The organism is Thermomonospora sp. CIF 1 (assembly GCF_001896795.1).
In the GTDB taxonomy this organism is placed as follows: Bacteria; Actinomycetota; Actinomycetes; order Streptosporangiales; family Streptosporangiaceae; genus Thermomonospora; species Thermomonospora curvata.
This window is the reverse complement of record NZ_MOYN02000007.1, coordinates 197,114-222,624: the sequence shown is the minus strand read 5'-3', so window position 1 is coordinate 222,624 and position 25,511 is coordinate 197,114. Positions and strand designations below refer to the sequence as shown.

Annotated in this window: 21 protein-coding genes; 12 read left to right on the top strand and 9 right to left on the bottom strand. The window is 72.0% G+C overall.

What is annotated here, in order from left to right; all coding sequences use genetic code 11:
- Window positions 1–9: 9 nt before the first annotated feature.
- Both BUE48_RS03755 and BUE48_RS03750 read right to left on the bottom strand, forming a co-directional pair.
- The gene (locus BUE48_RS03755) at window positions 10–1,026 is read right to left on the bottom strand and encodes an Acg family FMN-binding oxidoreductase (protein ID WP_041439291.1); all 1,017 of its coding nucleotides are present in this window, start codon (window positions 1,024–1,026) and stop codon (window positions 10–12) included.
- 201 nt (window positions 1,027–1,227) lie between these two features.
- The gene (locus tag BUE48_RS03750) at window positions 1,228–2,430 is read right to left on the bottom strand and encodes a PucR family transcriptional regulator (protein ID WP_286988840.1); all 1,203 of its coding nucleotides are present in this window, start codon (window positions 2,428–2,430) and stop codon (window positions 1,228–1,230) included.
- 185 nt (window positions 2,431–2,615) lie between these two features.
- Between BUE48_RS03750 and BUE48_RS03745 the strand changes: the two genes are divergently transcribed.
- From BUE48_RS03745 to BUE48_RS03725, 5 genes are read left to right on the top strand one after another with little or no spacing between them, the layout of a single operon-like run.
- On the top strand, window positions 2,616–3,440 hold the full coding sequence (locus BUE48_RS03745) for an ABC transporter ATP-binding protein (RefSeq protein WP_286988839.1): 825 nt from the start codon (window positions 2,616–2,618) through the stop codon (window positions 3,438–3,440).
- A complete protein-coding gene (locus BUE48_RS03740) occupies window positions 3,437–4,243 on the top strand; it encodes an ABC transporter ATP-binding protein (protein WP_012851135.1) in 807 nt (268 codons plus the stop codon). Before BUE48_RS03745 ends, BUE48_RS03740 begins: the two co-directional genes overlap by 4 nt.
- Complete coding sequence (locus BUE48_RS03735; protein WP_286988838.1) at window positions 4,240–5,130, top strand: branched-chain amino acid ABC transporter permease; 891 nt, start codon at window positions 4,240–4,242, stop codon at window positions 5,128–5,130. The genes BUE48_RS03740 and BUE48_RS03735 overlap by 4 nt, the downstream gene beginning before the upstream one ends.
- A 1-nt stretch (window position 5,131) precedes the next feature.
- Window positions 5,132–6,211, top strand: a complete 1,080-nt coding sequence (locus BUE48_RS03730) for a branched-chain amino acid ABC transporter permease (protein ID WP_041439290.1) — start codon at window positions 5,132–5,134, stop codon at window positions 6,209–6,211.
- The gene (locus BUE48_RS03725) at window positions 6,208–7,470 is read left to right on the top strand and encodes an ABC transporter substrate-binding protein (RefSeq protein WP_012851132.1); all 1,263 of its coding nucleotides are present in this window, start codon (window positions 6,208–6,210) and stop codon (window positions 7,468–7,470) included. Before BUE48_RS03730 ends, BUE48_RS03725 begins: the two co-directional genes overlap by 4 nt.
- Window positions 7,471–7,514: 44 nt before the next feature.
- Here the strand turns inward: BUE48_RS03725 and BUE48_RS03720 are convergent, their stop codons facing one another.
- Both BUE48_RS03720 and BUE48_RS03715 read right to left on the bottom strand, forming a co-directional pair.
- Window positions 7,515–8,444, bottom strand: a complete 930-nt coding sequence (locus BUE48_RS03720; protein WP_286988836.1) for a translation factor GTPase family protein — start codon at window positions 8,442–8,444, stop codon at window positions 7,515–7,517.
- A gap of 41 nt (window positions 8,445–8,485) precedes the next feature.
- Window positions 8,486–9,436 carry a S1C family serine protease gene (locus BUE48_RS03715; RefSeq protein WP_083789962.1) on the bottom strand — a complete coding sequence of 317 codons (951 nt, stop codon included), beginning with the start codon at window positions 9,434–9,436 and terminating at the stop codon, window positions 8,486–8,488.
- Between the two features lie 319 nt (window positions 9,437–9,755).
- On the opposite strand from BUE48_RS03715, the gene BUE48_RS03710 reads away from it, so the two are divergent.
- On the top strand, window positions 9,756–10,253 hold the full coding sequence (locus tag BUE48_RS03710) for a hypothetical protein (RefSeq protein WP_148232916.1): 498 nt from the start codon (window positions 9,756–9,758) through the stop codon (window positions 10,251–10,253).
- Window positions 10,250–11,767 carry an NADH-quinone oxidoreductase subunit NuoF family protein gene (locus BUE48_RS03705; RefSeq protein WP_286988835.1) on the top strand — a complete coding sequence of 506 codons (1,518 nt, stop codon included), beginning with the start codon at window positions 10,250–10,252 and terminating at the stop codon, window positions 11,765–11,767. Before BUE48_RS03710 ends, BUE48_RS03705 begins: the two co-directional genes overlap by 4 nt.
- 117 nt (window positions 11,768–11,884) lie before the next feature.
- On the opposite strand, the gene BUE48_RS03700 is transcribed toward BUE48_RS03705, so the two are convergent.
- On the bottom strand, window positions 11,885–13,129 hold the full coding sequence (locus tag BUE48_RS03700) for an NsdA family TPR-like regulatory protein (RefSeq protein WP_012851128.1): 1,245 nt from the start codon (window positions 13,127–13,129) through the stop codon (window positions 11,885–11,887).
- A 1,018-nt stretch (window positions 13,130–14,147) separates the two neighbouring features.
- Here BUE48_RS03700 and BUE48_RS03695 point away from each other — a divergent pair.
- The 4 genes from BUE48_RS03695 to BUE48_RS03680 all read left to right on the top strand — a co-directional run bounded on the left by BUE48_RS03695 (window position 14,148) and on the right by BUE48_RS03680 (window position 18,055).
- On the top strand, window positions 14,148–15,290 hold the full coding sequence (locus BUE48_RS03695; RefSeq protein WP_012851126.1) for a methyltransferase domain-containing protein: 1,143 nt from the start codon (window positions 14,148–14,150) through the stop codon (window positions 15,288–15,290).
- Window positions 15,291–15,593: 303 nt separating this feature from the next.
- Window positions 15,594–16,157 (top strand): NADPH-dependent FMN reductase, encoded by a 564-nt coding sequence (locus BUE48_RS03690; RefSeq protein ID WP_012851125.1) that lies wholly within the window; start codon window positions 15,594–15,596, stop codon window positions 16,155–16,157.
- A 21-nt stretch (window positions 16,158–16,178) separates the two neighbouring features.
- Window positions 16,179–17,216, top strand: a complete 1,038-nt coding sequence (locus BUE48_RS03685) for a daunorubicin/doxorubicin resistance ABC transporter ATP-binding protein DrrA (protein WP_012851124.1) — start codon at window positions 16,179–16,181, stop codon at window positions 17,214–17,216.
- The gene (locus tag BUE48_RS03680) at window positions 17,213–18,055 is read left to right on the top strand and encodes an ABC transporter permease (protein WP_012851123.1); all 843 of its coding nucleotides are present in this window, start codon (window positions 17,213–17,215) and stop codon (window positions 18,053–18,055) included. The genes BUE48_RS03685 and BUE48_RS03680 overlap by 4 nt, the downstream gene beginning before the upstream one ends.
- A 73-nt stretch (window positions 18,056–18,128) precedes the next feature.
- On the opposite strand, the gene BUE48_RS03675 is transcribed toward BUE48_RS03680, so the two are convergent.
- From BUE48_RS03675 to BUE48_RS03660, 3 genes are all read right to left on the bottom strand, one after another.
- On the bottom strand, window positions 18,129–19,478 hold the full coding sequence (locus BUE48_RS03675; protein ID WP_012851122.1) for an aldo/keto reductase: 1,350 nt from the start codon (window positions 19,476–19,478) through the stop codon (window positions 18,129–18,131).
- A gap of 266 nt (window positions 19,479–19,744) precedes the next feature.
- Window positions 19,745–22,909, bottom strand: a complete 3,165-nt coding sequence (locus tag BUE48_RS03665) for an ATP-binding protein (RefSeq protein WP_286988834.1) — start codon at window positions 22,907–22,909, stop codon at window positions 19,745–19,747.
- Window positions 22,910–23,376: 467 nt separating this feature from the next.
- A complete protein-coding gene (locus tag BUE48_RS03660) occupies window positions 23,377–24,030 on the bottom strand; it encodes a DUF6461 domain-containing protein (RefSeq protein ID WP_052305400.1) in 654 nt (217 codons plus the stop codon).
- Window positions 24,031–24,129: 99 nt separating this feature from the next.
- Here BUE48_RS03660 and BUE48_RS03655 point away from each other — a divergent pair, with 99 nt between their 5' ends.
- Window positions 24,130–24,549 carry a YbaB/EbfC family nucleoid-associated protein gene (locus tag BUE48_RS03655; protein WP_012851118.1) on the top strand — a complete coding sequence of 140 codons (420 nt, stop codon included), beginning with the start codon at window positions 24,130–24,132 and terminating at the stop codon, window positions 24,547–24,549.
- Between the two features lie 17 nt (window positions 24,550–24,566).
- Here BUE48_RS03655 and BUE48_RS03650 read toward each other — a convergent pair whose 3' ends face one another.
- Window positions 24,567–25,154 (bottom strand): suppressor of fused domain protein, encoded by a 588-nt coding sequence (locus BUE48_RS03650; protein ID WP_012851117.1) that lies wholly within the window; start codon window positions 25,152–25,154, stop codon window positions 24,567–24,569.
- Window positions 25,155–25,511: the final 357 nt, after the last annotated feature.

Below are 25,511 nucleotides of genomic sequence, written 5' to 3'. Positions count from 1 at the left end.
CGCTGCTCCTCACTCTTGGTGGAGCAGTTCGCCGAGGGGACGGCGCACGGTCCGGTAGCGGGTGTCGGTCACTCCCAGCCGCAGCAGCATCTGCGGGTTCGCCCCGTCGCACAACCGGGTGCGGATGACCTCCCGCAGCTCCGGGAACTCCAGCGCCTGGGTGTGGAAGGCGGCCGACAGGCCCTCCTCGGCGTGGGCCCGCAGCAGGACGCGCTGCATCGCCTGGCCGGCGCGCAGCCAGTCCGCGGGGGTGTCTGCGGCCGTGGTGAGCAGGACGACCACGCCGGTGGCCGCTCCCCGGGCGGCGTCGCCGGAGGGCGCATCGCTCCCCCAGCCCTGTCCGCGGGCGAAGTCCCGGCCGGGGAAGTCCGGCCGGGCCCGTTCGGGCTCGCGGGGGTAGGCCTCGGCGTGGACGCCGTCCGGCCGGCTGCTGTGCGGCGGGGGCGCCCACCGGATGATCTCGGCGTTGCGGGCCGGGTCGGCCCGGCCCAGGTGCTCGGCCGCCCCGGTCAGCGCGGCCAGCGCCGCCCGGGCGTGCTCGTCGGTGATCACGTGCAGCGCAGCGCCCTCCCGCCGCGCCTCCTCCCGCAGCGTGGCCAGCAGCCCGGCGGGCACCTGGTGGGGGCGGAACGGGCCGCGGTGGGTGCGCCGCTCCCGCACCTGCTCATACAGCCGGACCACGTCGGGGCCGGCGGGGCCTTCGGCGGGCTCGGTCACGTCCACATCGGCCAGCAGGTGGGGCCGGTCGGGTTCGGGCAGCAGCCGCACGCGCGGCGCATACCCCCGGTAGCGCAGCGCCAAGACCAGGTTGAACAGCGCCGCGCCGCAGCTGATCAGCATCTCCCGGCCGTCGGGGTCGGCCACATCCAGCCTGCGGTCGGCGTCGGCGCGCAGGCTGATGCGCCCCTCCCCGATCCCGAACGTCCAGGGCTGGGTGTTGTAGACCGACGGGGCCCACCGGGCGGCCTCGACGGCGAAGCGGGCGTCCTCGGCGAACCGTCCGGTATCGCCGCGGGTGTCGTTCACCGGCTTAGGTTTCATCTCGCCCCCTGAGTGAGCCGTCCCGATTCCAGGTCATCACCGCCGACGCCGCCCCGGTAGGGCCGTAGGTCACGGGGCGGCGGGACTTTCGAGGCACCGGTTTCGAAAGTCCCGCCGCCGCTGTGCGGTCATGGACGCCGTTGACGGCTTGTTCCCTGCGGAGGGCCGGTTCGAACGGGGGCCGTGTCAGCCGGCCTCTCGTTCAGGGGTGGAGAGGATGTGGTAGGCGTCGAGGGCGAGGGTCAGTTCCATCACCTGGCGGGGGCGGTCCGGGGAGCGGCCGGTCAGCGTCTCGATGCGGCGGAGGCGGTTGAAGACCGTGTTGCGGTGGCAGTAGAGGGTCGCGGCGGTGCGGGCCACCGACCCTTCGCACTCCAGCCAGCACGACAGGGTGGCCAGCAGGGTGTCCCGGTCGTGGGGGTCGAGTTCCAAGATGGGCCGCAGCACCGCGTTCACCAGGCGTTCGGCCAGGTCGGGCTGGGTGACCGAGAGCACCGCCGGGAGCCGTTCGTCCAGGTGGACGACTTCGCCCTCCCGGCAGGTGCGCAGCGCCAGGACGGCGTAGCGGCGGGCCTCGCTCAGCTCCGGCAGGCCCTCCACCACGGGGCTGACCCCGGCCCGGCCGGGCAGCGCCGGCCGCAGCGCGGCCAGCGCCTTGTCGGGGTCCCGGTCGGCCAGGGCGACGACCACCAGCTCGCAGTCGGGGCGGGTGCGCCACAGCAGCCGCAGCCCGGCCGCCTCGGCGGGACGGCGGGACAGTTCGGGGCGGGCGCAGCCGTCGGCGCGGGTGGCCACCACCAGGTAGCGGCCGAACTGCGGCACCTGCAGGGCGGCCGCGGCGTCCCGCACCACCGCGGTGTCGGCGCGGCCCTCCAGCAGCGCGTCCAGCAGGGCCTGGGCGCGTTCGGCGCGGCGGCTGCGCAGCTCGCTCTCCCGGCGCCGGTAGGCGTCGGCGGCGACCACCGCCTGCCGGTCGACGCCGTGCCACAGCCGTCCCGCCCCGCGCAGCAGCGCGGCGGCGGCCTCGGGGTATTCGGCGGTCACCACGTCCACCATGGCCTCCCAGGTGATCTGGGTGGCCAGCCGGTAGCCGCGCAGCAGTGAGTCCAGCGGGACGCCCTGTTCGGCGCGGCGGGCGCCGACCTCCATGGCGTGGGACAGGTCGCGCCGCTCCGGCCAGGCCTGCATGACCGCGCCGATGCCGGCGCGGAACCCCTGCTCCAGGTCCCGGCGGTGCTCGGCCTCGGGGATCCGGCGGTAGGCGTTCTCGGTGGAGCGCAGCTCGGTCAGCAGCCGGTCGGCCAGTTGGGGAACCTGCTCCAGCAGCCGGGCGGCCACCGTCCGCATCACCGTGCGGATCTCTGCTCGGGTCAGTACCGGACTCGGCACGAGGCCCTCCCAAACCGAATGTCGTTCGGCCGAAAAAGTTATCCCAGCGTTGTGCATCCGCACAGTCCCCCGCAACCCCTCCCGACGTGCGGATGTGCATCGGTCTCCAGTTGCCGCCGGAGTCTGGACGCCCCTTTCGGCCGCGGGTTTGTGTGTCGTACCACACACCCCACGGAGGATCTTGGATGGACGCCGAGGAGCCCCTGCCCCCCGACGGCGCCGGCGGCCTGCGCATCAGCGGCCTGCACGTCGGCTACGGGCCGGTCCGGGCGCTGCGCGGAGTGTCGCTGCAGGCCCCGCCCGGCTCGGTGGTGGCCGTGCTGGGCGCCAACGGAGCGGGCAAATCGACGCTGCTGCGCGCGATCTCGGGAACCCTGCGCTTTCACCGCGGCACCATCAGCGCCGGCGAGATCGAATACGCCGGCCGCCGGCTGTCGGGGCTGAGCCCGGCGGCGGTGGTGGCCCGCGGCGTGACCCAGGTGCCCGAGGGCCGGCGGATCTTCACCCGGATGACCGTGGCGGAGAACCTGCGCGCCGGGGCGCTGGGCGTGCGCGGGCGCAAGGCGGCGGCCGCCGCCCGCAGGCGGGTGCTGGAGCTGTTCCCGGTGCTGGCCGAGCGGGCCGGGCAGCGCGCCGGGCTGCTGTCGGGCGGTGAGCAGCAGATGCTCGCCATCGGGCGGGCGCTGATGGCCCGGCCCTCCCTGCTGCTGCTGGACGAGCCCACCCTCGGGCTGGCCCCGCTGATGGCCGCCCGCATCGCCGACACCATCCGCGAGATCAACGCCCAGGGCACCACCGTGCTGCTGGTGGAGCAGAACGCCGCGCTGGCGCTGTCGCTGGCCTCCCACGCCTACGTGCTGGAGGTCGGCGAGGTGACCATGTCCGGCCCGGCCGCAAAGCTGGCCGCCAGCGACGAAGTGCGCCGCCGCTACCTGGGCGAGACGGGCCCCGGCGAGGAGGAGCGGGCCGAGGAGAGCGCCCGTCCGGCGCTGAGCAGGTGGACGCCATGAGCGCGCCTGCCGAGCTGCAGGTCAGGGACGTCACCGTCCGGTTCTCCGGGCTGGTGGCCCTGGACTCGGTGAGCTTCACCGTGCGTCCGGGCAGCATCCACGCCCTCATCGGGCCCAACGGAGCGGGCAAGTCCACCTGCTTCAACGTGCTGTCGGGCGTCTACAAGGCCACCTTTGGCAGCGTGAAGTTCGGCGGCACCGAACTGACCGGGCTGCCCCCGCACAAGATCGCCGCGCTCGGCGTGGCCCGCACCTTCCAGAACATCGCGCTGTCGCCGCTGCTGTCGGTGGCCGACAACCTGATGCTGGGCCGGCACCGGCTGACCCGCACCGGGTTCCTGTCGGCCGGGCTGCGCCTGCCGCGCGCCCGCCGCGAGGCCGCCGCCCACTCGGCCCGGGTCGCCGAGATCGCCGCCTTCGTCGGGCTGAGCGAATACCTGCCGATGCCGGTGGGGCTGCTGCCGTACGGGGTGCAAAAGCGGGTGGAGCTGGCCCGCGCCCTGTGCATGGAGCCCAAGCTGCTGCTGCTGGACGAGCCGGTGGCCGGGATGAACGGCGGCGAGCGGCGAAAGATGGCCGCGCTGATCTCCGCCGTCCGGCGCGACCTGGGCATCTCGGTGCTGCTGGTCGAGCACGACATGGGCATGGTCATGCGGCTGGCCGACGCGGTCACCGTGCTGGACTTCGGCCGCCGCATCGCCGACGGCACCCCCGCCGAGGTCCAGCGCGACCCCGAGGTCATCCGCGCCTACCTGGGCGCCGCCGGCGACGAAGGCGCCGCGCTCCGCAAGGAGGGGACGTGACAACCTTCGCCGAACTGCTGCTGAACGGCGTGTCCATCGGGGCGGTGTACGCGCTGATCGCCCTGGGGTTCGTGATCATCTTCAAGGCCAGTGAGGTGGTGAACTTCGCGCACGCCTCGCTGCTGCTGGCCGGCGGCTTCATCGTGGCCGAGCTGCACCCGCGGATCGGGTTCTGGGCGGCGCTGGCGGCGGGCATCGCCGCGGCGGCGCTGCTGGGCGCGCTGATCGAGTTCTGCGTGATCCGCCGTTCCAAGGCCGCCTCGCACAGCGTGCTGGCGATCGTCACCATCGGCGTCGACATCGTCCTGGTCACCGAGCTGACCCGGCGGATCGGCACCGACGTGCTGGCGATGGGCGACCCGTGGGGCAGCCGGGTGGTGCACCTGGGGCCGGTGTCCATCGCGCAGACCAGGGTGGTGGCCCTGGTGGTGGCGGCCGCGCTGATCACCGCGTTCCTGCTGGCGTTCAAGTACACCGGCTGGGGCGTGGCCATGCGGGCCGCCGCCGAGGACGGGGAGACCGCCGCGCTGATGGGGGTGCGGCTGAGCCGGGTGTCGCTGAGCGCCTGGGCGGTCGCCGGGGCGCTGGCCGCGGTCGCCGCGCTGTTCCTGGCGGTCTTCCCCACCCCGGGACTGGACCGGACCACCGCCTCCGCCGCCATGAAGGCGTTCCCCGCGGCGATCCTGGGCGGGCTGGACTCCACCACCGGGGCCCTGGTGGGCGGGCTGATCGTGGGCGTCACCGAGTCGCTGGCCACCGGCTACCAGAGCGAGCTGTCCTTCCTGGGCCGCGGGATCGGGGACGTCGCGCCCTTCCTCGTCATGATCGTCATCCTGCTCGTCCGCCCGGCCGGGCTGCTGGGCACCCGGGAGCTGACCCGTGTCTGAGATGCCCGCGTTCAAAGCGATCGTCTGGGCGGCCGTGGCGGTGGCCGCCGTGGTGGCGCCCTTCTACCTGGAGAGCTTCTGGCTGACCGCCGGGGTGTTCGCCATGGCCGCCGCCATCGGCGCCATCGGCATCAACCTGCTGACCGGCGCGACCGGGCAGCTGTCGATGGGGCACGCCTTCTTCCTGGCGGTCGGCGCCTACGGCTACGTCTACCTGGCCGCCGAACCGGAGGGCGGGCTGGGCGGGCTGGGCCTGCCCACCCCGCTGGCGGCGGTGCTGGCGGTCGCGCTGGCCGGGGCGGCCGGCGGGCTGTTCAGCCCGATCGCCGGGCGGCTCAAAGGCGCCTACCTGGGCATCGCCACCCTGGCGCTGATCTTCCTGGGCCAGCACGTGCTGTTCAACGCCGGCCCGGTCACCGGCGGCTACAACGGACGGCCGGTGCCGCCGCTGGAGATCTTCGGGTTCGTCTTCGCCGACGACCCGCAGGTGGTGCTGCTGGGCGTGCCGTTCGGCGCCGCCGAGAAGCTGTGGCTGCTGGCCGCCGCGCTGCTGGCACTGGCCGCCTGGTTCGCCCGCGGCGTGCTGGCCGACCGGCCCGGCCGGGCCATGAACACCATCCGCGACCACGAGACCGCCGCCGGGGTGATGGGCGTGCCGGTGGCCCGCTACCGGGCCGGGGTGTTCGTGCTGTCGTCGATGTACGGCGGGCTGGCCGGGGTGCTGCTGGCGCTGACCTTCCAGCAGACCGTGCCGAGCTACTTCGACATGCTGCGCTCCCTGGACTACCTGGCGATGATCGTCATCGGCGGTCTGGGGTCGGTCGGCGGGGCCGTGATCGGCGCGGCCTTCGTCTCGCTGCTGCCGGAGGTGCTGGGCCGCTACAGCGAAGCGCTGCCGCTGGTGGCCGCGCCCGGCAGCGGCGGTTTCTCTCCCGCGGAGGCGTCCCGGGTGCTGTACGGCATCGCGGTCGTCGCCGTGGTCCTGTTCCTGCCGGGCGGCCTGCTGGGGCTCGCCGCGCGGGCACGGCGCGCGCTGTCCGGCAGGCTCCCCCACCCCTCCAAGTCAAGGAGTGCTCGATGAGCAGGTTCCGAACCCGGATCGGCGTGGCCGCGGCGGCGCTGCTGGCGCTGACCGCCACGTCCTGCGCCAGCGACAAAGCCGGCGGCGGGGACGCCAAGACCGGCCCCGACGGCGTCAAGTACGGCCCGGGCGTGACCGACGACAAGATCACCGTCGGGATGATCACCGACCTGACCGGCCCGTACGCGGCGCTCGGCAAGAGCATCTCCCAGGGCGCCCAGCTGCACTTCGAGCAGCTCAACGCCGCCGGCGGCATCTGCGGCCGCACGGTCGAGCCGCTGGTGCGCGACATGGGCTACGACGTGCAAAAGAGCGTGGCCGCCTACACCGAGCTGGAGTCGAAGGTCGCGGCGCTGCCGCACTTCATCGGGTCGGCCACGGTCAGCGCGGTGCGGCAGCGGCTGGACGCCGGCGGCCCGCTGACGCTGGTGCTGGCCTGGGCGCCGAACCTGCTGGGCAGCAAGGCCATCCAGATGACCGGCACCACCTACGCCGTGGACGTGATCAACGGGGTGGACTTCCTGGTCAAGGAGAAGGGCCTGAAGTCCGGCGCCAAGATCGGCCACGTCTATGTCGAGGGCGAGTACGGCGAGGACTCCCTGGCCGGCTCCAAGTTCGCCGCCGGGAAGCTGGGCCTGCAGGTCGTCGAGCAGAAGGTCAAGGCCACCGACGCCGACATGAGCTCCCAGGTCGCGGTGATGAAGGAGGCCGGCGTCAAGGCCGTGGTGCTGTCGGTCAGCCCCAAGCAGACCGCCTCGTTCGTGGGCGTCGCGCTCTCCCAGGGCCTGGACGTGCCGTTCATCGGCAGCAACTCCTCCTTCGCCCCGCAGCTGCTGGCCACCCCGGCCGCCCCGGCGCTGCTGAAGGACTTCTACGTCATGCAGGCCTCCAGCCCGCTGAGCGCCGACCTGCCGGTGATGAAGAAGCTGATCGCCGACTACAAGGCCAAGTACCCCAAGGACACCCTGGACAACGGGGTGATGGCCGGGTTCGTCACCGCGATGATCACCAGTGACGCGCTGAAGAAGGCGTGCGCGGCCAAGGACCTGACCCGCGAGGGCATCATCTCCGCCCACCGCTCCACCTCCGGCTGGGACGGCGGCTTCGGCACCAAGATGGACTTCACCGACGTCAACGAGCCCCCGTCCCGCGAGACCCACATCCTCAAGCCGGACAAGGAGACCGTCGGCGGGCTGAAGATCGTCCGCGAGCCCCAGGTCTCGGACCTGGCCAAGGAGTACCAGATCAAGGCCGGCTGAGCGGCCTGACCCCGGCCGGGGCCCGCACCGGGCCACGGCCGGGGTCACCCGGCGGCGCCCTGCTCCGTGAGCTTCTCGGCGATGCGGGCGGGGACCTCGGCGTAGTGGTCGAAGCGCATCGCGCCGCCGGCCGGTGCGGGGCGGCCGCCCATCTCCGCCAGCGGCACCAGGGCGTCCACGACCCGGGCGCCGGGGCGTTCCCGCACGGCGCGGACTTCGCCGCGGCGGCCCTCGATGCCGGCGGTGACGCCGTCCAGGCGTCCGGCGGGGACGGTGAGCTCGACGGCCATCACCGGTTCGAGCAGCACGGGGGCCGCCTGCCGCACCGCCTTCCGGAACGCCAGGGCCCCGGCGATCCGGAAGGAGCCCTCCCAGGAGTCGATCTCATGCTCCCGGGCGTCCAGCAGCGCGACGCGCACCCCGATCATCGGGTGGCCGGTCGGGGGGCTGAACCGCATGGCCTCCCGGCAGCCGGCGTCCACCGCGGAGACGTACTCGGCGGGGACGCATCCGGCGGGGAGGCGGTCGATGAACTCATAGACCGTCCCGTCCGTGATCGGCTCCACCGAGAGCCACACCCTGGCGTAATGGGCCGCGCCTCCGGTCTGTTTGCTGTAGGTGACCTCCACCGGCCCGGCCTTGCGGCGGATGGTCTGCCGGTAGGCGACCTGAGGCCCGCTGATCGCCGCGTCGACCCGGTGTTCTCTCCTCATCCGGTCGATGAGGGCTTGCAGGCGCGGCGCGTCTTCGCCGCCGATGACGGCCCGGCCGGTCTCGTGGTCGATGCGCACCTGGAGGGACGGGTCCTCCCGGGCCAGATGCCGGATCGCCGTGGCCGTCTTCTCCCGATCGTCCCAGGACGTGGGATCGACGGCGATCTCAAAGAGCGTGACCGGGGAGTCCTTCGGCGTCAAAACCACCGGGTTCCGTTCATCGCGCGGCGTCCCGCCGGCGTCGGCGCGGCCCAAACCCATGACCGCGACGATATCCCCGGCCCCTTCCAGGGGCGGACGCCTCAGTTCAGCAGCCGCGCGGCCAGGGCCATCGCCCGGTCGATGGGGATGGCGAAACCGATGCCGATCGAGCCGGCGCGGCCCTGGCCCAGCGTGGCGATGGCGGTGTTGACGCCGATGACCTGGCCGCGGGCGTTCACCAGCGGGCCGCCGGAGTTGCCGGGGTTGATGGAGGCGTCGGTCTGCAGCACCCGCAGCGTCCGCCCGCCGCCGATGCTCACCCGGCGGTCCAGGGCGCTGACGATGCCGGAGGTGACCGTCCCGGCCAGCCCCAGCGGCGAGCCGAACGCCAGCACCGGCTCGCCCACCCGCACCTGGTCGACGCGCCCCACCGGCAGCGGCGGCAGCCCCGCCGCGCCGATCGACAAGACGGCGATGTCGTTGGCGTCGTCCACGCCGACCACCCGGGCCCGCCGCTGCCGCCGGTCGGGCATCTCCACCACGACGCTCACGCCGCCGGCGACCACATGGGCGTTGGTGAGCACATGCCCTTGGCGGTCGAACACGAAGCCCGACCCGGTGGCGCGGGACCCGGCCCGGCGCACCTGCAGGGACACCACGCTGCGCTGCACCCGCGAGACGGTGGCGGCCAGATCGCCGGGCGCGTCGGCCGCCGCCGGGACGGCCCGCGGCGAGGGCCTCGCCGACCGCCCGTCCGCCAGATGCATCCCGGCCGCCCCCGCCCCGGCGGCCAGCGCGACCGCCAGCGTCCCCGCCATCACCCGCGGCCACCTGCGCCTCCTGCGCCGCCGGGACGCCCGCGACCGGCCCTGGGGGCCGTCCGCCCACGCCCCGCAGGTACGCGCGTCCACCACCTGCGACGTGCCGGTCCAAAAAGCGGCGGTACGGGCGTCATCGCCCCACGAGCCGCCGGCGACCCGCAAGGTGGCGGTGCGGCCGTCGTTGGCCCACGAACCGCCGCCCCAGGCGGCGCGGCCGTCGCCGGGCCTCATGCCCGCAGAACCCGCCCCGTCACGGGCGCCGGCCGTCCAGCCGGTCCCAAGCGCTTCATGGTCCCGGCCGCGGGCGTGACGTCCGGTGCAGGCGCCGGGAAACGGGTCCTGGTACATCTCGGCTCCTTCACAGTGGCCGCAGGCGGTGGGTGATCCGCCAGGAGGTACGCAGCACACGGCCCGGAAGGGTCAAGCGTTCTCGGAAAAGCCCCCGGTGACCGGTCGGCGTTGAACTCGCACCGGGCCGGGCCGCGTACCACCCCCCGACGGGTCGGCACGACCGAGGGGCGATGGCGGCAGAGGTGAGGTCACGGATCCGATGACGATGCCGGACGGGCCGGCCGATCAGTGGTTCGGTTTCCTGGCCGCGCTGGAGACCACCTGCCCGGCCTGCTCGGGCACCGGGCAGGTGCGCAGCGAGGCCTGGCAGGCCTGGCACGAGCGCGCCGAGGAACTGGGCAGGGTGGCGCTGGCCGCCCAGCGGGCCTCCGGCATGCGGCTGGATGCGAGCGGCGCCGTGGTGCGGGCGCCGGACGACCTGCCGCGCCGCCGCCGCGCCTACGCAACGGGGCATTCGGGCGGCGACGCCCCCACCGTGATGGCGGCCATCGAACGCGCGATCGACGAGCACGAACGGGCCCGGCCGCTGGAGGCCGAGTACGTGACGTGCCGGACGTGCGCGGGCGGCGGCCTGGTGCTGACCCCGCTGGGGCAGCGCCTGGTGCAGTTCCTGCAGCGGCACGGGCTCGTGACCGGCCCGACCTCGACACCACCGCAGACTCCCGGGACGGGCGGGACGATCGGAGGACGGGCATGACCGCCGTGAGCATCGCGACCATCGGCAGCCCCCGGCTGACCATGGGCTTTGACAGGTTCGACCGGATCGATCTGGACCGGCACCGGGCGCTGCACGGCGCCTTGGCGGTGCCGACCCTGGAGGAGCTGCTGAAGATCACCGAAGCGGTGGACATCCGGGGCCGGGGCGGGGCGGCCTTCCCGTTCGCCCGCAAGCTGATGGCCGTGGCCAAGCAGGTCGGCCGTCCCGGCGACGTCGATGACTTCCTGCTGCCCGGCGAGGAGGACGACCACCGCGGCCGGCGCCAGAAGCGGGCGGTGGTCGTGGTCAACGGCTCCGAAGGCGAACCCGGCAGCAAAAAGGACAAGGTGCTGCTGACCCGCAACCCCCACCTGGTGCTGGACGGCGCGCAGATCGCCGCGACCGCGCTGGGCACCCGCGACATCGTGATCGCGATCGAGGACGAGACCGCCGCCCGCTCGATGCGCGCCGCCATCGCCGAACGCCGGATGCCCGCCGAGGTCGTCCGGCTGCCCGAACGCTTCATTTCCGGGGAGAGCGGCGCGGTGATCCGCGCCATCAACGGGGAGACCCCCATCCCCCCGGGCCGCAAGGTGCGGGCGGCCGAATCGGGCGTGGACGGCCGTCCCACCCTGCTGTCCAACACCGAGACCTTCGCCCAGCTTGCGGTGCTGGTCTCCCTCGGCCCCGACCTGTACGCCTCGGTCGGCACCGACTCCGAGCCGGGCACCACCTTGCTGACCGTCGGCGGCACCACCGTCGTGGAGTGCCCGCTGGGCACCCCGCTGGCGAGCGTCTTCGCCCAGTGCGGCGTCCAGCCGGGCCAGGGCGTCCTGGTCGGCGGCTACCACGGCGAGTGGATCACCCCCGAGGCCGCCCGCACCGCCATCGTCTCCCGCGCCGGTTTCCAGGCGGTCGGCGGGTCGCTGGGCGCCGGGATCATCCTGCCGCTGCCGGAGGGCACCTGCCCGCTGCGGGAGGTCGCCCGCATCGCCTCCTACATGGCCGGCCAGTCCGCCGGGCAGTGCGGCCCCTGCCGGCTGGGCCTGCCCGACCTGTACCGCTCCCTCGAGGCGCTGGTGGACGGCTCCGGCAGCCCCGAACTGGTGCGCCGCGCCGCCGGCATCGGCCGCGGCCGCGGCGCCTGCTCCCATCCCGACGGCACCGCCCGTTTCGCGCTGTCGGCGCTGAACACCTTCGCCCGCGACATCGAGATCCACCAGCTCAACGGCACCTGCGGCCAGCCGTGCTTCGGTGTGCTGCCGCTGCCGGTCCCCGGCGGCGGCGAGTCGAAGTTCGCCATCGACTGGAGCCGCTGCGAGGGCCACGGCCTGTGCGCCTACCTGGTCCCCGAACTCATCCAGCTCGACCGCTACGGCTTCCCCGTCGTCCTGGACGCCGAAATCCCCGGCTGGATGGAGACCGACGCCCAACGCGCCGTCGCCATGTGCCCCGCCCTGGCCCTGCGCATGGTCCCCGTCATGGCCAAACAACCCAAGGCCAAGCGCAAGTAGCCGTCACCGCACCGGGTGACGCCGCTGGAAGTCCCGGACGGCGGGCACGTCACGGTAGGGCGCCAGACGAGCGGTGCGGTCGACGGTGGGTTTCGGCCGTCACGTCTTTCGGCGTGGTCACAGGGGATGGCGCTGCCGGGCGTCGCCGAGGAGGTGCCGGATGTGCTCGGCGGCGTCGGTGACGGTGGACGGCGCGCCTGGGGAGCGGATGATCCTCGTGGCGGTCTCTTGCAGCAGGCTGGTGGTGCGGCAGGGGCTGAGGGCGGCCGCGAGGTCGGTGGCCTCGCCGATGATTTCCTCCGTCCGCGGCCAGTCGCGGACGTGGACCAGGGCCTCCAGCAGTTCGGCCAGGTCGAGCCTGGCGTAGGTGGGGCCTTCGCGCATTCGTGCGACGACCTCTTCGCGGAGGGGAAGCACCTGCCGCCACCGGCCCAACTGGGCCAGGGCCGCGCCCCGTTGCCGGAGGATCTCCATGTCGTCGACCCACCAGGTCCAGCGAGGATCGCGGGCGCCGATCCCGGCCGAGATCATCGTCTGGGCCTTGTCGAGGGCGGCCATCGCGCGGTGCTCCTGGCCCATCTGCGCCAGCGCCCGGCCGCGGCGGATCTCGAAAAGCGCCGCCACGCGAGGGGGCAGGCGGCCGTCATCAGCGAGGTCATCGGCGATTCTCAGCGCCTCGGCGGGGCGGCGTGCACGCAGCGACAGCATGCTCAGATGGCCCAGCTCGAACAGCTCCATGGCGCGGTCGCCGGCCTGGCGGGACAGCAGCAGCGCCTCGTTGATGAGCTGCCGTGAGGTCGTCTGCCGGCCGGCGTCGTAGGCGATCCACGCCGCGATCTCGCCGGTCTCCCCGGCGGCCGCCAGCAGGTCGCGCTCAATCCGGGAATCGCGGGCGCCGACGCCGACTTTGTGGTGCGCCTCTCGGAAGACACGGACGGCATGTGGGAGCAGGGTGCTGCCGCCGTGCAGCGTGTCGAGCCGTACCAGCGCCTGGTTGGCCTGCCGGAGCGACTCGACATAGCGGGCGTCGACCGGCCGTCTGCTCCCGGCGGGCAGGCAGATCACGCCGAATGGATCGACCGGAACGCCCGGCACGGCCGGTCGAGCACCCTGCCCGGGGCCGAACAGCTCGTCTAGGTCCATGTCGAAGGCGGTGGCGTAGGCGAAGCGGTAGCGCTCGCTGACGCTGACCTTGCCCGCCTCCCAGCGCTTGACGTAGGAGAGCACCGTGTCGAGGTCGGGCCGCTGCTGATCGGGGATGGCCTCGCGCAAACGGCGGGCCATCTCCGGTTTGGTCCACCGGCGGCGCTCCCGCTCCGCCCGCAGCCGGGCACCCAGCGTCCGATGACGGGCCTGGGGCATGGCACACCTCCGGGGGACCTGCTCCGGTCTGCTCCCATGTGCTTTTCATGATGCCCCTGGGGTGTGCCATACGGCATTGATTCACTGAAAGTGCCGGGGCGGTGACAGCAAGATTCCCCGCGATGGCCCCGGCAGATGGCATCTGTAGATGAAGCGGCCCCGGACGGTGGTGACGCACCGTGCTCCGAGGCCTGACCACGACCGGAGCGTGGCTGATGACGAACCTATCGGACCCTGCGCGGATTCCGGAGGCGGTGCGAGAACCGCTCCGGGCGCTGCAGGCCCGGTTCCCCGGGGTGACGATCTGGTACGGCAGCAGGACGGGGCACTGGTGGGCCATGCCGGGCGGTGCGCGAGCCGTCGAACTGCTCCAAAGCGCCTCGGCGGACGGGCTCGTCCGCCAAGGCGCCGACCGATGCCCGCAGATGATCTCCCACGCGGTGCCGCCGCCTCCCCTGCGCACTGTGCCGGATGAGGCCGGGGCCGGTGCAGCGGCCGAGTGGACGTCCCCACCCTGCGCCGTCGTCTCCCCTTCTCGAAGCCCTGGACGAGAGAGCGGCCCACCGGCTCCCCGGTATGCGACCGCCCGGTCCAACCGACGGGAGCACTCCACGCCATTCGCCCTCAGAGGTCCCGGCCGGCAAGAAGGCCTTCGACTCATGCCGCCCGGCTCCAGCCGGTGGGCGAGCCCTCCTCCCCGGCGAGCGGCGGCCCGGGACGGACGCGGCATCCGGCGGCGGATCGAAGTCCTGTTCTCGCTGGGGACGGCGTGATCGCACAGCGCATTGCCGCCGCCGAAGCAGAGCCCGTCCACTGGGACGTGCCGGTCGCGGAGCGGTCGCCCCGGCAAGTGCGCCGGTGGGCCGTGCTCGGCAGGACTCCGACCGAATACATCGAAGGGAGCACAGACGATGGGCAAGCATGAGGGCGGACCGAAGAAGGACAAGCCCTTCGAGCCGAAGCCTCCCACCAGAGAACAGGGGGACGCCCAGACCCAGGGCGGCGGGAAGCGGGAGAAATGATCGACTTCGCCGAACGGATCGACCGGCTGGCCGATCTGCTCGAGGCGACCGGGCAGCTCAGCGACCCGGTATGGCGGCAGGCTCTGCACGCGGTGCCGCGGCACCTGTTCGTCCCGCCGGTCGCATGGGCACAGGGTCCGGACGGGTCCGGCCGCCGCATCGACCTGGCCGCCGACCCGGACGGCTGGTGGGAGGCCGCCTATGCCGACCAGCCGATCATCACCCAGGCCGATGACGGGGCCACCGATCCGGGCACGGGCCGGGGCAGCGCGTCCTCGTCGTTGTCGGCGCCCGGCATCGTCACCACGTTCCTGGAGCTGCTGGACCCGTTCGACGGTGACCGCGTCCTGGAGATCGGCACCGGGACGGGGTGGACCGCGGCGCTGCTGGCCTCCCGTCCCGGTGTGCAGGTCACCACGATCGAGGTGGACGCCCAGATCGCCGAGCGGGCGGCGGCGAACCTGAAGGCCACCGGACGCGACGTGCGGGTGCTGGTCGGCGATGGCGCCGAGGGAGATCCGGACGGTGCTCCCTTCGACTGCGTCCACGTCACCTGCGGAGTGGTCACCGTCCCGCACGCATGGGTGCGGCAGACCCGTCCGGGCGGTGTCATCGTCTTCCCCTGGATGCCGTGGTACGAGGGCGGTCACCAGGTGCGGTTGACGGTGGGACGTGACGGCACCGCGATCGGCCGTTTCCACGGCGGGTGCGCCTACATGCGGCTGCGGTCACAGCGACCGCCCGACGACGGCGGTCCGCAGAGCGAGATCCAAGAGGGCACCGCGCAGGTCGACCCCCGCAGGATCTTCCACGCCTCCGCCGGCCTGGACATCGCCATCGCCGGGCTGCTTCCCGATCTTGGGGCGAGCAGGGTCACCACGGCCGAGGGCGACTTCAAGGCATGGCTGTGGACGACCGACTGCGGGGCGCAGATCACCCGTGAGCGCAGCGGAGAGACGACCGTCCTGCAGTACGGCCCCCGCGCCCTGTGGAGCGAGGTCGAGGACATCTTCTTCCGCTGGCTGGAGTGGGGACGCCCCGGCCGAGACCGCTTCGGCATCACCGTCACCCCCAAAGGCCAGGCGATCTGGCTGGACGCACCGGACAACACCCTCCGCCCCGCCGCCGAGGCGACCTGACAGAACCGCGTGCGGCATCGACTCGGGCCGGACGATCTCGTGGGTGTCGTCCGCTATCGGGGGACCGGTGCCCAGGCCCAGGAGCCGGTCGTTCCCGGGCAGCGCGCCGAATGAGCTTCTCGCCGCGCGGCCTTAAGCCTGGGAAGAGCCGGGTGCATCGCCCCGTACGGGGCATGGCGTCCTCAAACCCGGGACGGCGGCATCCGGCGGGCGGGCAGGGGCCGCTAGATCGCATCTAGCGGGAGGGCGGCCGGATCTCGCGCCTTCGGGGTGAGGGGCCCGAGCGGTGAGGAGGCGAGCCCGATGGTCCTGGACGAAGGCGGCGGTCCGCTGCGGGTCGCGGTCATCGTGGGCAGCACCCGGGAGGGCCGGATCGGGGACGGCATCCGGCGCTGGTTCACCGGCCTGGCCGAGCGACGCGCCGACATCGCGGTGCAGGTGGTCGATCTGGCCGAGCACGATCTGCCCGCCCGCCTGCCCGGGGCGGCCACCCCGCAGATGACCGGCTTCGCCGAGCTGATCGGACGGGCCGAGGGGTTCGTGGTGGTGACACCGGAGTACAACCGCAGTTTTCCCGCCTCCCTCAAACAGGCGATCGACTGCGTGTACGACGAGTGGCTGGCCAAACCGGTCGGCCTGGTCTCCTACGGCTACCGGTCCGCCGGGCTGCACGCCGCCGAACAGCTGCGTTCGGTCTTCACCGGGCTGCACATGGTGTCGATGTGCAGCGCCGTGCACATCGACCTGCGCGGCGGCGATCCCGCTCGAAACGGCCCGGAGCACGACGCCGCGGCCATGCTCGACCAGCTCGTGTGGTGGGGCCTGGCGCTGCGCGAGGCCCGGGCCGCGCGCCCCTATGTCTGCTGAACCCGAGACGAGGAAGACCCGATGACGACTAGCACCCATCAGGAGGGCGCCACGGCCGCGGGCGAGCGGTCCGCCGTGCCGGCGATCGAGACCTCACGCCTGGTCAAGACGTTCGGCGGCACCCGCGCGGTGGACGGCATCGACCTGGTGGTGCCCGCCGGCACCGTCTACGGCGTGCTGGGGCCCAACGGCGCGGGCAAGACCACCACGGTGCGGATGCTGGCCACGCTGCTGCGCCCGGACGGCGGAACGGCCCGGGTGTTCGGCCACGACGTGGTGCGCGAGGCCGACGCGGTGCGCTCCCGCGTCAGCCTGACCGGCCAGTACGCCTCGGTGGACGAGGATCTGACCGGCACCGAGAACCTGGTGCTGCTGGGCCGGCTGCTGGGGTACCGCAAGGCGGCGGCGCGGGAGCGGGCGGCATCGCTGCTGGAGGCGTTCGGGCTGACCGAGGCCGCCGACCGGCAGGTCAAGCACTACTCCGGCGGGATGCGCCGCCGCCTGGACATCGCCGCCAGCATCCTCAACACCCCCGACCTGCTGTTTTTGGACGAGCCCACCACCGGGCTGGACCCGCGCAGCCGCAACCAGGTCTGGGACATCGTGCGCGCGGTGGTGGCGCACGGCACCACCGTGCTGCTGACCACCCAGTACCTGGAGGAGGCCGACCGGCTGGCCGACCGGATCGCGGTGATCGACCGCGGCAAGGTGATCGCCGAGGGCACCCCGGGCGAGCTGAAGTCGTCGGTGGGCGCCGGCTCGGTGCACGTCCGGCTGCGCGACCGCCGGCAGCGCGAGCAGGCCCGCCGGGTGCTGGCGCGGGCGCTGGAGACCGAGGTGCAGCTGGAGGCCGACCCGGTGGCGCTGACCGCCCGGATCATGAACGGCGACGCCCGCGCCTCGGTGCAGGCGTCCCGCGCGCTGGCGGAACTGGACGCCGCCGGCGTCGTCGTGGACGACTTCTCCCTCGGCCAGCCCAGCCTGGACGAGGTGTTCCTGGCCCTCACCGGCCATCCCGCCGACACCGCCGAGCAGACCGACAAGGAGGTGGCCGAGTGACCGCCGGCACCGCCGTGACCCCGGATTACTCCCCCGCGCCGGAGACCATCGCCGCCGTGCTGTCGCGGGGCGCGCGCCCGCCCCGGCCCAGCGCGCTGTCGTCCTCGCTGACCTTCGGCTGGCGGGCCATGCTGAAGATCAAGCACGTGCCCGAGCAGCTGTTCGACGTCACCGCGTTCCCGATCATGATGACGCTGATGTTCACCTACCTGTTCGGGGGCGCGCTGGCCGGCTCCCCGCGGGAGTACCTGCAGTACCTGCTGCCGGGGATCATGGTGATGAGCGTGGTCATGACCTCCATGTACACCGGGACCTCGCTCAACCTCGACGTCTCCAAGGGCGTCTTCGACCGCTTCCGCAGCATCCCCATGTGGCGCCCGGCGCCCATGGTCGGCTACCTGCTGGGCGACATGTTCCGCTACTCCATGGGCGCGGCGGTGATCCTCGTGCTCGGGCTGATCCTGGGCTTCCGGCCCGGCGGCGGCCCCGCCGGGGTGCTGGCCGGGATGGCGCTGCTGGTGGCCTTCTCCTTCGCCCTGTCGTGGATGTGGACGATGTTCGGGCTGCTGCTGCGCACCGACAAGGCGGTGATGGGCGTCAGCATGCTGGTGCTGTTCCCGCTGACCTTTTTGTCCAACATCCTGGTCGACCCGCAGACCATGCCCGGCTGGCTGCAGGTCTTCGTGGACGTCAACCCCATCACCCACCTGGTCGCGGCGGTCCGCGGCCTGATGGCGGGCCGGGTGGACGGCGGTGAGATCGTCTGGACCCTGGCCGCCGGCGGGGTGCTGACCGCGGTCTTCGGGACGCTGACCATGCGGCTGTACAACCGCAGGTAGCCCGATCGGAGAACGCCCGGCGTCCGCGGGGACGCCGGGCGTTCTTTGCTGTGGCCGTCCACGGCTCCGCCGGTCAGTGGCGGACGGTGCGCATGTCGGGGTAGCGGTCGCCGGCCACCGCGTCGGCGGGGACGGCCTCCTCCAGGGCGGCCAGGTCCTCGCGGGTCAGTTCGATGTCGCGGGCGGCGGCGTTCTCCTCCAGGCGGCTGCGGCGCTTGGTGCCGGGGATCGGGACGATGTCCTCGCCCCGGGCCAGCACCCACGCCAGCGCCAGCTGGGCCGCCGTGACGCCCTTGGCCTCGGCCATCTGCCGGACCCGCTGGGCCAGCGCCAGGTTCCGTTCGAAGTTGCCCTCCTGGAAGCGCGGGTTGCCGGCGCGGAAGTCGCCGTCGGCCAGCTGGTCCCGGCTGGTGATCGCACCGGTCAGCAGGCCCCGTCCCAGCGGGCTGTAGGCCACCAGGCCGATGCCCAGCTCCCGCAGCGTCGGCAGGACGTCCTGTTCCAGATCCCGGGTGAACAGCGAGTACTCGTACTGGCCGGCGGTGATGGGGTGCACCGCGTGGGCGCGGCGCAGCGTCTGCGGGGTCGCCTCGGAGATCCCCAGGTGCCGCACCTTGCCCGCCTGCACCAGTTCGGCCAGCGCGCCCCAGGTCTCCTCGATGGGCACCGACGGGTCCACCCGGTGCTGGTAGTACAGGTCGATGTGGTCCACGCCCAGCCGCTGCAGTGAGGCGTCGCAGCATTTGCGCACGTATTCGGGACGGCCGTTGACGCCGACCCGCGTGCCGTCCGGCAGGCGTTCGATGCCGAACTTGGTGGCCAGCAGCACCTCCTCCCGGCGTCCCTTGATGGCCTTGCCCACCAGTTGCTCGTTGGTGAACGGCCCGTACATGTCGGAGGTGTCCAGGTGGGTGATGCCCAGGTCCAGCGCCCGGTGGATGGTCGCCACCGCCTCGCTCTCGTCGCCGGGCCCATAGAAGTCGCTCATGCCCATGCAGCCCAGGCCCAGCGACGAACTGACCAGCCCCCGGCCCAGCGTGCGCGTGCTCGTCATCATGCCGTCCTCGCGTCGCTCGTACTTGGAGATCTTCTGATCGATGAGGGCGAGGTCCGCGTCCAGCTGCCTGATCTGTTCCACCACCCGAGCCCGGTGCTCCAGCAGCAGCCTCTTGCGCTCGGACACGGTGTGCGGGCCGATGTCCACCAGCGCGAAGTAGCGCCGCATGTCGGCGATCGGCATCCCGGTGGCGCGCAACCGGGTGATCAGGTGGATGCGTTCCAGGTCGCGTGCCTGGTAACGGCGATGCCCGTTGACCGAGCGGGCCGGCGCCTTCAGCAGCCCCACCCGCTCGTAGTAGCGCAGCGTGTGCGCGCTCAGACCGGTCCGCGCGGCGACCTCGGCGATGGTCAGCCCCTCGTCCATGCGTCCAGCCTTCCGCTTAGAGCGCACTCCAAGTCAAGCCGCCGAGAACAGGCCGGCAAAGTCCGCTGAAAACATCCGGACGGCCAAGCTGAAACGGCCGGCCCGGCCGCATCCGGCGACGTCCTGCCGGGCGGTCCGCGCACTGCGAGCGTCACCGTGCCTCGGTGAACCCCGCGTGACCGCTTCCAGGACCGGCCCCCTACGGACCTCTCGAATCGGCGTGCCCCGAATGCCGCCGGACTGGTGGCTTGCGCCGCCCGCATCCGCTACAGGCGCCAGGTGACCTGCTGGTCGGGGCGGTAGGCGCAGGCGGTGCCGGTGGAGACGGAGCGGCGCAGGTGGGCGGCCAGTTCGGGGTGGTGCCGGTCCAGGCGGCGCAGGGTGTCGCGGATGCGGGCGGTGACGGTCTTGCGGGCGCGTTCGGCCTCATCGCCCAGACGGCGGGGACGGCCGGCCAGGGCGGTGGCGGCGTGCAGCTCGGCCAGCAGGGCGGCGCGTTCGCGGTCGTAGGCGGCGGCGCGGTCGTCGTCGCCGACGGCGGTGGCGCGTTCGATCTCCTCGTCCAGGTGGGCCAGGCGGCGTCTGTAGCGGGCCTTGGCCTCCTCGTCGAGGACGGGATCGCCGCCCAGGGCGCGGGCGGCCGCCACGGCCGGGCCGCCCTCGGGGTTGGCCAGGCGGGTGGCGGGGACGTCCGCGCCGGGGGACGACAGCAGCGTGTGCAGGTCGCGCAGGCCCTTGGCGTCGGGCATGTGGACGCGGCGGCCCGCGTAGGCCAGTGCCCAGACCCGTCCGTCGAAGCGGAACTCGCCGGTGGCGGTCTTCGCCGCGGGATGCCCGCGGGTCCGGCGGGCGCGGTGGATCCGGCGCAGCAGGTGCCGCATGCCCAGTTCGGCGGCCTCGCGTTCGGCCTGCTCCAGGAGTTTTTCGGCCTCCTCGTCCCGGTCGCCGGTGGCGTGGGCGCGGGCCAGCAGCGTCTCGGCCAGGCCGACGCGGGCCTGCAGCGACCAGGGGCGGGCGCCGAGGCGGTCGGCGGCGGAAACGGCGGCGGTGAAACCGGCGATCGCCTCCTCCCAGCGCCGCTGGGCGGCGTCCACCATCGCCAGCCACAGGTGGTAGGGGCCGCCGACGTCGCACCCGTACACGGCCACCGCCCACTGCCCGAGATGGGGGGTGATCGCGGCGCGGGTCCGCTCGCACAGGTCCGCATCGCCGGTGGCCGCCGCGACCTGTGCCTGCAGCCGCAGCAGCAGCGGCATGAACATGCCCTGGACCTGCCTGCCGGGGGCGGTGAGCTCCGCCAGGTGGCGCCGCGCGGTGGGCAGGTCCTCCCGCTGCACCGCCGTGAGGGCTTTCAGCAGCCGGGTGTACGTGCCGTCGTCCGGCAGGCACGAGGCGGCGGCCTCTTTCACCTCCTCCGGGCGGCCCCGCAGGTGGTGCAGCATCCACCGCAGGTGGCGGAGCGAACCGAAGTGGTCGCCGCCGTGGGCCTCGCTGAGCCGGGCGGCCTCGGCGATCAGTTCCTCGGCCTCGGCGAACCGGCCCTGCATGCCCGCGATGACGCTCCGGTCGATCAGGGAGCCGATCCGCAGGCCGGGCAGCCCTTCGCGCTCGCTCATGGCGAGCATTTCCGCGTGGGCGTCCAGGTAGCGGGGGTCGCCCTGCTCCAGCAGCGTCACCCAGCGCAGCGAGAGGGCGTAGTAGGTCATGTCGGGGTCGGACAGGCGGCGTCCCAGCTCCGAGAGTTCCTGGGCGAGACGCTCCCGCTCGGCGGCGGTGCCGGGCCCCCAGATCAGGTCGTGCAGCGTCCACAGGAAGAACGCCAGCGCGTCGTCGTCGCGTTCGTCCCGGGCCCGGGCGGCCGCGAGCACGGTCACCTCCCTGGCCAGCCGGTCCAGCGGCACCGGGCCCGCGATGTCGCCGGCCAGCGCCCGGTGGGTCTCCCGCAGCAGCTCCTCCGCCGGATCGGACGGGCCGTCGCCGGTCCCCGCGTAGATGTGCAGGGTGAGCGCCACCCGTGCCGTCACCACCGGGTCGCCGGCCCGACGGGCGCATGCGGCGGCGTCCGTCAGCATCGCCCGCGCCTGGCCGATCTCGCCGTAGTGGTACAGGTCGCGGCCCAGGTCCAAGGCGATCAGAGCCCGCCGCCGCGGCTCCAGCGCGGCGGCCACGTCCAGGGCGCGGCGGCGGTGCTGGAGTTTTTCGTCGATGGCCATCCTGGCGCCGGCGTGACGGGCCGCCGCGATGAGGTGGTCGACCACCACGGCCGGGTCCAGCTCGCCGCGTCCGCGATGGGCGTGGGCGGCCAGTTCGGCGGGCAGCAGGTGTTCGGCCAGATCGGGGAAGCGCTCCAGGGCGCGCACGACCGCCGCATGTTTTTGCGCGGCCTGTGTTTCGGTGAGCGTGCCGTAGAGGGTCTCGCGGACCAGGTCGTGCACGAAGGCGAAACGGCCCCCGCCGAGCGTCACCGCCAGCCGGGCGGCCACCGCCTGCTCCAGCAGCCGGTCCACGGCGGCGGCCGGTTCGGCGGCGACGGCCGCCAGCAGCCGGCGGTGGAACTCCCGCCCCAGCACCGCCGCCACGGTCAGCAGCCGCACCGCCGCCTCCGGCAGCAACGACAGGCGCTGCTGCACGGCATCGCGCACCCCGGGGGCGATGGCCTCCACCGGGCCGCCGCTCTGCCACAGCCGGGCGGCCTGCTCCACAAAGAACGGATTGCCGCCGGTGCGCCGATGCACCTCGGCGACCAGGGCGTCATCGGGGCGGCGGCCGACCGTGCGGGCCATCAGCGCGCCGACCTCGGCGCGGCCGAGCCCGGTCAGCGTCACCGTGGTCGCCCGGATCGCCAGGGACGACATCAGCGGGCGCAGCGGATGGCCGGGCAGCTCGACCTCCACGTCCCGGTAGGTGCCCACCAGCAGCAGCCGCTCGAACCAGGTGTGCCGGGCGGCGAACTCCAGCAGCCGCACCGAGGCGGGGTCGGCCCAGTGCAGATCGTCCAGGACGATCATGAGCGGGCGGCGCTGGGCCGCGGTGACCAGCGCGGTGGTCACCCCGTCGTAGAGGACGAAATCCCCGATCTCCCCGGGTTCCTCCGGGCGTTCGCCGAGCAGTGCCGCCGGCACGCCCCCGGCGGCGTCCTCGACCTCGGCCCATTCCCCGGCGGTGCAGGACCTGCGCAGCCCGCGGACGACCTGAACCCACGGCCAGTAGCCCGGTGCGCCGCCGGACTGCCAGCACGACCCGCTCAGCACCAGCGCGCCGCGCCGGCGGGCCGCCACGGCCGCCTCGGTGACCAGGGCGGTCTTGCCGATGCCGGCCTCCCCGGTCACCAGCACCAGCCCGCCGTGGCCGTCGATGGCGCGGGAGAGCTCGGCGTGCAGCGTCTCGATGGCGTGTTCACGCCCGATCAGCGGGGAGGTCACCGTTGTCATGGCCGCCGTCTCCGTCGTCGAGCCCGCTGGTCCGTGGCGAGCGCGCCCGTGTGGGGGAAGGATGCGTTCCGCGATTAGAACAAGGTATCGAATGCCACCGACATCTCGACCGAGCTCTGCACGGCCGGTTTCCCGGGCAGGACTCCTATGGACGCGCCACGGGCGTGGGTAGGTCCCACTTTGCCAGGCAAGGCACCTTCACCTGCTCAATGCAGGACGAATAGGAGGTGTCATGTCCCATCTCTCCCCATCCGACTTGACACAGACCGCCCTTACCTGCGTCGACGGCTCTCCCCGCCCCGATGTGGAACCTTCCCGCTTCGATGCGAACGAGGAAGATCCACATCCCCGGACGGACCCGTCCAACGACGACAGCCCCCTCCCGGCCCCTCTCGACGGACGTTGAGAGAACCCGGAAAGGGGCGGGTGCGCTTCGAAGACTCCTGCCCCCACCCTCGGCAGGGAGCTCAGGGGATGGGGGCGATTCCGCACAGGAAGGTGGATTCGTTCAGGAGCTCGGGGGTCACGCGGACACCGGTGAGACGCTCGGCGAGAGCGAAAGCGGCCGCATTGTAGGGCCCTCGTTCTTCATCGTCCTTGCCCTGTGAGTTGAGGTCGAAGCCCACTTCCTCCATCTGAGCGACCAGGGCGTCCGGCGTCGTGCCCCAACGTTCGTAGGGCCGATAGGGATCGAACCCGAGCTGCTTCTGGCCGTCCTCCATCCACAGGAAGTCGCTGAGCCATTCGATGTTGCGATACCAGGAAACCGTCCTGGTGCCTTTCGACACCGAGGACATGACATCCTCCCTCACACCCAGGTAACCGTTGGGCTCCACGGCCAGCACCGCCGAACCGTCAGCTCCCTCGCAGTAGGTAGCGGCGACGAGCAGCCGAGTACTACTGAACTTTCCGTCCGTGTTGTCGTCTATATCGCCCTCCAGATTGAGGGCGAGATCGTAAAGGCCGGTGACGCCCCGGCGCCGTTCGGTGATCTCCGCACTCAACCGACGCAGATACTCCTCGGGAGTCAGCCTGAGGGCGACGGTGAAGCAATAAGCCTCGGCCAGGTCGCCCCTGAACTGCTCATCGAACCAGAGGTAGTCCGTTGCAGTAGTCCCCATGTGATCATTCATACCCCACACGATGGGTTGCCTGCTGCAGCAAAATCCAAGATCCTGATTGCATAGGAAGTCTGTGCGCCATCGGAAAGAAGGGGTGTTGTGGTCAATCTGACTGAGCTCGACCGGATGCTCACCGAAACCAGGGGCCTGCTCAGTCAGGTGAGGTCCGGGAAGGGCGGTGCTTCCCAGGAAGCGGTAGAGGGACAGGGCTCGGCGGCAGACGGCCGGATCAGGGTCGTGGCGGGCGCCGGAGGTGAGATCACCTCGATCGAACTGGACCCGCGTGTCATGCGGATGTCCTCCCAAGAGCTGGCCGAACACCTTGTCGAGGCGGTCAACCAAGCCTTGCGCGAGCTACGCGCTCAAGTGACCACAGCGGAGACGGCGATCGCTCCAGAGGTCTTGGCGCAGCGGCTCGCCGAAGTGCAGGACCAGGGACTCAGGCAGATGACCATGTTCGTCGAAGGACTGCGGGATGCCATGACGCAGCTGGGCCAGCGCGCCGACAGAAGCGGATAAGTCCATCTCTCCAGGATCTAGATCACGGACTTACGGAACGGATCCAGCACGTCAACCTGCTTCTCCTCGAAGAGGTCCTCCAACGCCGCCGTGCCATTGCCCATCGCATATATTGCCTCACGTCGAGTGATCGGCACCAGCCATAGGAATTGAACCGGCTCACCGTTGGGGAGTTCCATCCACTCCAGGTCAGGGCCGAAAGGATAAGGCAGGTTCAGCATGAACCCAGTGGCGGTAGCGCCATCTATCCATGGCCGGCCGAGGTTGACAGTGCGCCCCAAGTGGAAGGGGTGGTCTCCGACCGCATGATAGTGGGCGATCATCGCCAGCGACTCCACATGAATCGGACTTTTCGCCGGAGCCTCAAGGACGAACTCAACCCGCTGGAAGGAGTCCACCTCAAACGCCCCCACAGACACGTAAATCCAGGGCTGATTTACAGCTATCGGCGAGATTCGACGCACCCGGAAGTTCGGCAGCACATCCCGGATGGGGCCCAGATTCCAGGAGAACTCCTCAAATGGGCGGTCAGGCCAAAAATTGCGCAGATGCAGATCGATGGCATGGTAGTCGTGCTCGCCGCCAGGGTTGCTTTTAGAGGCCATATTTCTTCTTATACCGCTGTGACAGCTTGGCCATCTCGTGGCCCTGCTTTCTTTGACACTGCAGGCAAAATGCCCCGTTGAATGCTTCCTCGCTACGCGCGTAGGTGCGGCGCTCCTCGTCAGTCATGGCAAATCCGCCATGATCATAGTAGTGGACGACAAGCGGCGGATCATGTTCAGGAACCGGCCTATGATCACTGCCGGGCACCATCTTACTTCTACACGATGGGCACGGCTTATTCGCAAATTCACGGCGAATCCTATCGCCGACCGGATGGTCGGTCTGCGAACCGCCGTAGTGCTTGGTACGGTCGTATGGCTCAGTCGGCCTGGTCGGACGAGGTTTATTAGTGCCCG

Bases quoted from the DNA above. Each gene is read 5' to 3' on its own strand.
- BUE48_RS03745 (WP_286988839.1), top strand. From the start codon at position 2,616: ATGGACGCCGAGGAGCCCCTGCCCCCCGACGGCGCCGGCGGCCTGCGC.
- BUE48_RS03740 (WP_012851135.1), top strand. From the start codon at position 3,437: ATGAGCGCGCCTGCCGAGCTGCAGGTCAGGGACGTCACCGTCCGGTTC.
- BUE48_RS03730 (WP_041439290.1), top strand. From the start codon at position 5,132: ATGCCCGCGTTCAAAGCGATCGTCTGGGCGGCCGTGGCGGTGGCCGCC.
- BUE48_RS03725 (WP_012851132.1), top strand. From the start codon at position 6,208: ATGAGCAGGTTCCGAACCCGGATCGGCGTGGCCGCGGCGGCGCTGCTG.
- BUE48_RS03720 (WP_286988836.1), bottom strand. From the start codon at position 8,444: ATGGGTTTGGGCCGCGCCGACGCCGGCGGGACGCCGCGCGATGAACGG.
- BUE48_RS03715 (WP_083789962.1), bottom strand. From the start codon at position 9,436: ATGAGGCCCGGCGACGGCCGCGCCGCCTGGGGCGGCGGTTCGTGGGCC.
- BUE48_RS03710 (WP_148232916.1), top strand. From the start codon at position 9,756: ATGACGATGCCGGACGGGCCGGCCGATCAGTGGTTCGGTTTCCTGGCC.
- BUE48_RS03705 (WP_286988835.1), top strand. From the start codon at position 10,250: ATGACCGCCGTGAGCATCGCGACCATCGGCAGCCCCCGGCTGACCATG.
- BUE48_RS03700 (WP_012851128.1), bottom strand. From the start codon at position 13,129: ATGCCCCAGGCCCGTCATCGGACGCTGGGTGCCCGGCTGCGGGCGGAG.
- BUE48_RS03695 (WP_012851126.1), top strand. From the start codon at position 14,148: ATGATCGACTTCGCCGAACGGATCGACCGGCTGGCCGATCTGCTCGAG.
- BUE48_RS03690 (WP_012851125.1), top strand. From the start codon at position 15,594: ATGGTCCTGGACGAAGGCGGCGGTCCGCTGCGGGTCGCGGTCATCGTG.
- BUE48_RS03685 (WP_012851124.1), top strand. From the start codon at position 16,179: ATGACGACTAGCACCCATCAGGAGGGCGCCACGGCCGCGGGCGAGCGG.
- BUE48_RS03675 (WP_012851122.1), bottom strand. From the start codon at position 19,478: ATGGACGAGGGGCTGACCATCGCCGAGGTCGCCGCGCGGACCGGTCTG.
- BUE48_RS03665 (WP_286988834.1), bottom strand. From the start codon at position 22,909: ATGACAACGGTGACCTCCCCGCTGATCGGGCGTGAACACGCCATCGAG.
- BUE48_RS03660 (WP_052305400.1), bottom strand. From the start codon at position 24,030: ATGGGGACTACTGCAACGGACTACCTCTGGTTCGATGAGCAGTTCAGG.
- BUE48_RS03650 (WP_012851117.1), bottom strand. From the start codon at position 25,154: ATGGCCTCTAAAAGCAACCCTGGCGGCGAGCACGACTACCATGCCATC.